This window comes from Kitasatospora sp. NPDC047058 (assembly GCF_040643935.1).
Taxonomy (GTDB): Bacteria; Actinomycetota; Actinomycetes; order Streptomycetales; family Streptomycetaceae; genus Kitasatospora.
The window spans coordinates 1-6859 of record NZ_JBEYVJ010000357.1 but is presented as its reverse complement, the minus strand read 5'-3'; the positions used below and the strand labels follow the sequence as shown (position 1 = coordinate 6859).

Annotated in this window: 4 protein-coding genes; 1 reads left to right on the top strand and 3 read right to left on the bottom strand. The window is 72.4% G+C overall.

Annotation, left to right across the window (positions count from 1 at the left end; translation table 11 throughout):
* Positions 1-85 precede the first annotated feature (85 nt).
* On the top strand, positions 86-1615 hold the full coding sequence (locus ABZ885_RS32675; RefSeq protein WP_360196725.1) for a glycosyltransferase family 39 protein: 1530 nt from the start codon (positions 86-88) through the stop codon (positions 1613-1615).
* 150 nt (positions 1616-1765) lie between these two features.
* Here the strand turns inward: ABZ885_RS32675 and ABZ885_RS32670 are convergent, their stop codons facing one another.
* From ABZ885_RS32670 to ABZ885_RS32660, 3 genes are all read right to left on the bottom strand, one after another.
* Positions 1766-3895: a 3-hydroxyacyl-CoA dehydrogenase NAD-binding domain-containing protein gene (locus ABZ885_RS32670; RefSeq protein ID WP_360196722.1), complete on the bottom strand. Its 2130-nt coding sequence runs from the start codon at positions 3893-3895 to the stop codon at positions 1766-1768.
* A 2-nt stretch (positions 3896-3897) separates the two neighbouring features.
* Entirely contained in the window at positions 3898-5115 is a 1218-nt protein-coding gene (locus ABZ885_RS32665; RefSeq protein ID WP_360196719.1) for an acetyl-CoA C-acyltransferase, read from the bottom strand.
* A gap of 343 nt (positions 5116-5458) precedes the next feature.
* Positions 5459-6706, bottom strand: coding sequence for a ribonuclease D (locus ABZ885_RS32660; protein WP_360196716.1), 1248 nt, complete (start codon positions 6704-6706; stop codon positions 5459-5461).
* Between the last annotated feature and the right edge of the window lie 153 nt (positions 6707-6859).

Below are 6859 nucleotides of genomic sequence, written 5' to 3'. Positions count from 1 at the left end.
TCGCCCCCGGACCGGCCGGCCCTCACTGCCGCCGCCCTGCGCGGCTACTCGTCCCGCGCCGGTCCCGCCCGGTAGGTTGTCATCCGTGCCGACCCCCACCCGCCCCCGCCTCGCCGGGCTCGCCGAGCGCCTGCCCGAACGCGTCCGTACCCAGCTGACGACGGGGTACTGGACGAGGCTGGTGCCGGTGCTGGCCCTGGTCGCGCTGGTCACCCACATCCCCTCCTTCATCCGGCCGGTCTGGAGCCCCGACGAGGGATTCCTCGCCACCCAGGCCCGGATGCTGGCCGACGGGGGCGTGCTCTACGACACCGTGGTCGACCGCAAGCCGCCGCTGCTGCCCTGGCTCTACCAGGCCTGCTTCGCGGTCTTCGGCTCCGCCTCGCTCTGGCCGCTGCGCACCCTGGCCGTCGGCGCCCACCTGGTCACCGCGATCCTGCTGGCGTCCATCGCCCGCGGCCGCTGGGGCAACCGGGCGGGTGCCGGGGCGGGCCTGCTCTACCTGCTGGTCTCCATCGGGCTCTCCCCGGAGGACACCCAGGCGGCCACCTTCGAGGTGTTCATGCTGCCCGCCATGGTGGCGGCCTTCCGGTACGCCGAGCGGCGCCGCTGGCTGGCCGCCGGCATCGCGGTGGCGCTCTGCTCGCTGACCAAGCAGACCGGCGGCGCGGTGCTGCTGCCGGTGCTCTGGATGCTCTTCCAGGACGCCCGGCGGCGCGGGGTCCGCTGGCCGCCCGCCCTGTTCAAGATCGGCTTCGGCTTCACGCTGCCGATAGCGCTGGTGGCGGTGATCCTCACCAAGCCGAAGGGCTTCCTGTTCTGGGTGGTCACCGGCAGCGGCGACTACGCCACGTTCGGCGGCGCCTGGCTGCAGATGACCGGCCGGGCGCTCGGCAACTCGGCGATCCTGGCCGCGGCCGGCCTGGGCTTCCTGCTGCCGGTCGGCCGCCGGCTCTGGTTGAAGCACCGCCACCGCCCGCTGCCGGTCGCCGGGGAGGAGCACGGCTCCACCACCGACCTCTGGGTCTGGCTGCTCTCCTCGGTGATCGCGGTCAGCGTGGGCTTCCACTTCTTCGGCCACTACTACCTGCAGCTGATGCCCCCGCTGGTGCTGCTGGGCACCGGCGCGGTCGCCACCTCGGCGGTCCGCTGGAAGCCCGTCCTGGTGTACTCCACGGTCGCCGCCACGGCGTTCTGGGGGCTGGCCCTGGCCTGGCCCGGCGAGCGGCTGAACCAGACCACCGAAGTGGCCACCGCCGTCGCCGCGCAGACCACGCCGAAGGACACCGTGCTGGTCTGGGGCATGCACCCGGAGCTGTACTGGCTGGCCGACCGCAAGCCGGCCACCCGCTACCTGACGGCCGGCTTCCTGACCAACTACAGCGGCGGCAAGGACGGCAGCCCCAACGTCGGCGAGCAGTTCAGCGTCAGCAACGCGTGGCGGACCTTCGACAAGGAGCTGGTCGACAACGGCCTCCCCGAGGTGGTCGTGGACGACTCCGGCCTGGCGCCCTACCAGCCGACCCAGATCCCGCGGATCGAGAACCTGCTCGACACCCACTACGAGATGGTGGGCGTCTTCGCCGACACCGTGGTCTACCGCCTCAAGCGCTGACCCGCCCCGGCCCGGCCGCGGGAACCCGGCCCCGCCACGGAGCCCGGCGCCCCGCCACGGACCCCGTCCCCCCGGGAGCCCTGTGCGGCCCCCCGGGAACACGGAAGAGCCCCGGTGACCTCCAGGTCACCGGGGCTCTCCGCGTCGCTGTTAGGCGGGCACCGAGGCCACACCCGGGGCGAGGAACCGCTTGCCGTTCACCCGCTCCGAGACGCCCTCACGGTCCAGGTACGGGGTGATCCCGCCCAGGTGGAAGGGCCAGCCGGCGCCGGTGATCATGCAGAGGTCGATGTCCTGGGCCTCGCCGACGACACCCTCCTCCAGCATCAGGCCGATCTCCTGCGCGACGGCCACCAGGGCGCGGTCGAGGACCTGCTCCTCGGTGAGCACGGTGTCGCCGAAGGAGAGCAGCTCCAGCACCTCGGGGTCGAGGACCTGCTTGCCGTCCACCCAGGTGTAGAAGCCGCGCTTGCCGGCCTTGACCACCTTGCCGAGGTTCTCGGAGACGGCGAACCGCTCCGGGAAGGCGCCGTGCAGGGTCTCCGAGACGTGCAGGGCGATGGCCGGGCCGACCAGCTCCAGCAGCACGATCGGGGACATCGGCAGGCCGAGCGGCTCGACGCCCTTCTCGACCGTGGCGATCGGGGTGCCCTCGTCGATGATGCTCTGGATCTCGCCCATGAAGCGGGTCAGGATCCGGTTCACCACGAACGCCGGGGCGTCCTTGCAGAGCACCGCGGTCTTCTTCAGCTTCTTCGAGACGCCGAAGGCGGTGGCCAGCGAGGCGTCGTCGGTCTGCTCGCCGCGGACGATCTCCAGCAGCGGCAGGATCGCGACCGGGTTGAAGAAGTGGAAGCCGACGACCCGCTCGGGGTGCTTCAGCTTCGAGGCCATCTCGGTGACCGACAGCGAGGAGGTGTTGGTCGCCAGCACACAGGTCGGCGAGACCACGTTCTCCAGGTCGGCGAAGACGGTCTGCTTGACGCCCATCTCCTCGAACACGGCCTCGATCACGAAGTCCGCGTCCGCGAAGCCGGCCGCCTTGTCCAGCGAGCCGGTGACCAGGCCCTTGAGGCGGTTGGCCTTGTCGTTGCCGATCCGGCCCTTGGCGAGCAGCTTGTCGATCTCGGCGTGGACGTAGCCGACGCCCTTGTCGATGCGCTCCTGGTCGATGTCGGTGAGGACCACCGGCACCTCCAGCCGGCGGGCGAACAGCAGCGCCAGCTGGGAGGCCATCAGGCCGGCGCCGACGACGCCGACCTTGCTGACCGGGCGGGCCAGCGACTTGTCCGGCGCACCGAACGGCCGCTTGGCACGGCGCTGCACCAGATTGAAGGCGTAGATGCCGCTGCGCAGCTCGCCGCCCATGATGAGGTCGGCCAGCGCCGCGTCCTCGGCGTCGAAGCCCGCCTGCAGGTCCTGGTCCTTGACCTGGGCGATGATGTCCAGCGCGCGGTAGGCGGCCGGGGCGGCCCCGTGCACCTTGCCGTCGGCGACCAGACGGCCCCAGGCGACGGCGTCGTCCCAGGCCTTGCCGCGGTCGATCTCCTCGCGCTCGACGACCACGTCGCCCTTGACGACCTTGGCCGCCCAGATCAGCGACTGCTCCAGGAAGTCGGCCGGCTCGAAGATCGCGTCCGCGATGCCGAGCTCGAACACCTCCTTGCCCTTGAGCTGCTTGTTCTGCGCCATCGAGTTCTCGATGATGACCTTGACGGCCTTCGCCGGACCGATCAGGTTCGGCAGGATGCTGCAGCCGCCCCAGCCGGGGACGAGGCCCAGGAAGACCTCGGGCAGCGAGAACGCCGGGACGCCCGCCGACACCGTGCGGTAGTCGCAGTGCAGGCCGACCTCGACGCCGCCGCCCATCGCCGCGCCGTTGTAGAACGCGAAGGTCGGGACGGACAGCGCGGCGATCCGCTTGAAGACCTCGTGGCCGCCCTTGCCGATGGCCAGCGCGTCCGCGTGCTCCTGGAGCAGCTCGACGCCCTTGAGGTCGGCACCGACCGCGAAGATGAACGGCTTGCCGGTGATCGCGGCAGCGACGATCTTGCCCTCGGCGGCCTCGGCCTCGACCTGGTCCAGCGCCTCGGACAGCTTCAGCAGCGAGCCGGGGCCGAAGGTGGTCGGCTTGGTGTGGTCGAAGCCGTTGTCCAGGGTGATCAGGGCCAGCTTGCCGGCCTGCAGCGGCAGGTCCAGGTGGCGGACGTGGGCCGTGGTGACGACCTCGCCGGGGAAGAGCTCGGCGCCGCGGGTCAGCAGCTCAGTCGTGGTGCTCATGCTCACTTACCACCCTCGAAGTGCGGGTTCTCCCAGATGATGGTGCCGCCCATGCCGAAGCCGATGCACATCGTGGTGAGGCCGTAGCGGACGTCCGGGCGCTGCTCGAAGCGGCGGGCCAGCTGGTTCATCAGGCGCACGCCGGAGGAGGCCAGCGGGTGGCCGAAGGCGATCGCGCCGCCGAACGGGTTGACCCGCTCGTCGTCGTCCGCGATGCCGTAGTGGTCCAGGAAGGCCAGCACCTGGACGGCGAAGGCCTCGTTGACCTCGAAGGCCTGGATGTCGTCGATGGTCAGACCGGCCTTGGCCAGGGCCTTCTCGGTGGCCGGCACCGGGCCGATGCCCATGACCTCGGGCTCGACGCCGGCGAAGGCGTACGAGACCAGGCGCATCTTGACCGGGAGGCCGAGCTCCTCGGCGACGTCCTCGGCGGCCAGCAGCGAGGCGGTGGCACCGTCGTTCAGACCGGCCGAGTTGCCCGCGGTGATGTTGCCGTGCGGGCGGAACGGGGTCTTCAGGTTGGCCAGCGACTCCATCGTGGTGCCCGGGCGCAGCGGCTCGTCCACGGTGGCCAGGCCCCAGCCGGTCTCGCCGACCTCGGGGTTGGTGTTGCGGATCGAGATCGGCACCAGGTCGGGCTGGATGTCGCCGTTGGCGTACGCCTTGGCGGCCTTCTCCTGGGAGCGCACGGCGTAGGCGTCGCAGCGCTCCTTGGTGATGTGCGGGAACCGGTCGTGCAGGTTCTCCGCGGTCATGCCCATGAACAGGGCGGACTCGTCGACGAGCTTCTCGGAAACGAAGCGCGGGTTCGGGTCGACGCCCTCGCCCATCGGGTGGCGGCCCATGTGCTCGACGCCGCCGGCCACGACCACGTCGTACGCGCCGAAGGCGATGCCGCCGGCGGTGGTGGTCACGGCGGTCAGGGCGCCGGCGCACATGCGGTCGATGGCGTAGCCGGGGACGGACTTCGGCAGGCCGGCCAGCAGGGCCGCGGTGCGGCCGATGGTCAGACCCTGGTCGCCGATCTGCGTGGTGGCCGCGACGGCGACCTCGTCGATCCGCTCGACGGGCAGGTTCGGGTTACGGCGCACGAGCTCCCGGATGCACTTGACGACGAGGTCGTCGGCGCGCGTCTCGTGGTAGATGCCCTTCGGGCCGGCCTTGCCGAACGGGGTGCGGACGCCATCGACGAAGACGACGTCCCTCGCGGTACGAGGCACGGGGGCTCTCCTCCCAGGGACCAACAGGTTGAGGTGGGCAGGCTGCCGCCGTCCGTCACGGAATGGACGTGAGCGGCGCCGCTTCACCGCCATGCTACCCGTCGGTAACCAACCTGCCCAGGCCCGACGGGGGCATCTCCTCGTGTGTCCCGCGCCACGTCCCCCGTACAGGTGGGCCGCGGGCGGGCGGTGGCCGGTCCGCAGGTGGGCGGCAGGGTGGGCGGCGGGGTGCGCGGGCCGTGCGCGGGGACGGCGGAGGGACGCCGAAGGGGACGCCGCCCTTCGGCAGCGTCCCCTTCGGTCGTGCGTGTCCGGCCGGTCAGCCGGTCAGCCGGTCGGTCGTTCAGCCGGTCTGCTCGGTGACCGCCTTGGCGAAGGCGGCGGCGACCACCGGCGCGACCAGGGCGACCTGCCACGACCGGGCGCCGAGCCGGCGCAGCGCGGCGGCCACGTTCTCGGCGCTCGCGTCGGCCGGCGGCTCCCAGGACACCCGGCGGACCAGGTCCGGGGTGATCAGGTTCTCGGCCGGCAGGTTGTGGGTCTCGGCGAGTTCGCTCACCGCGGCCCGCGCCCCGGACAGCCGGGCGGCCGCGACCGGGTCCTTCTCGGCCCAGGCGCGCGGCGGCGGCGGGCCGTCGTGCGGCGCGGAGGCCGGCGGCAGCTGGTTCTCCGGGACCTCCCGGCCGCGCTGCACGGCGGCCAGCCACTGCTCCAGCTGCCGGCGGTGCACCCGCGGCCCGAAGCCCTGGACGGTCTGGAGCGCGGCGACGTTGAGCGGCATGGCCAGCGCGGCGTTGACGATCGCGGCGTCCGAGAGCACCCGGCCCGGGGAGACGTCCCGCTCCTGGGCCATCCGGTCGCGGGCCAGCCAGAGCTCGCGCACCACGGCCAGCTGGCGGCGCCGGCGGACCTTGTGCAGCTGCGAGGTGCGGCGCCAGGGGTCGGTGCGCGGCGCCGGGCGGGGTGCCGAGGCGATCGCGGCGAACTCCTCCAGCGCCCAGTCGAGCTTGCCCTGGGCGTCCAGCTCCTGTTCGAGTGCGTCGCGCAGCTCGACCAGCACCTCGACGTCCAGAGCGGCGTAGCGAAGCCACGGCTCGGGCAGCGGGCGGGTGGACCAGTCGACCGCCGAGTGCTCCTTGGCCAGGCTCAGGCCGAGCACGCTCTCGGTCATCGGTCCGAGGCCGACCCGGGCGAAGCCGGCGATCCGCCCGGCCAGCTCGGTGTCGAAGAGCCGCTGCGGCCGCATCCCGACCTCGGCCAGGCAGGGCAGGTCCTGGGTGGCGGCGTGCACGACCCACTCGGTGTCCGCCAGGGCGGCACCCAGCGCACTCAGGTCGGGGCAGGCGATGGGGTCGATCAGCGCGGTACCGGCGCCCGCGCGGCGCAGCTGGATGAGGTACGCCCGCTGGCCGTAGCGGTAGCCGGAGGCCCGCTCGGCGTCGACGGCGACCGGTCCGGAACCCGCGGCGAAGGCGGCGACGACGGCGGCCAGCGCCCGCTCGTCCGCCACCACTGGCGGGATCCCCTCCTTCGGTTCGAGGAGCGGGACCGGGGCTGCTTCTTCTGGGATGGCTGCTACGGCGTCGGTCACCCACCAAGGGTACGACGGACCTCGCAACCGGGAGTGTTGTCGGACTGGTCAGACCGGGTCCGGGAATATGCCCGGGCGGGTCGTCAGGTGCGTCCGGCGCCGGAGCGGCCTCGTCCCGGCGCCGCTGCGGCGGCCCTGGAGGAACGTTCCTCC

Bases quoted from the DNA above. Each gene is read 5' to 3' on its own strand.
- ABZ885_RS32670 (WP_360196722.1), bottom strand. From the start codon at position 3,895: ATGAGCACCACGACTGAGCTGCTGACCCGCGGCGCCGAGCTCTTCCCC.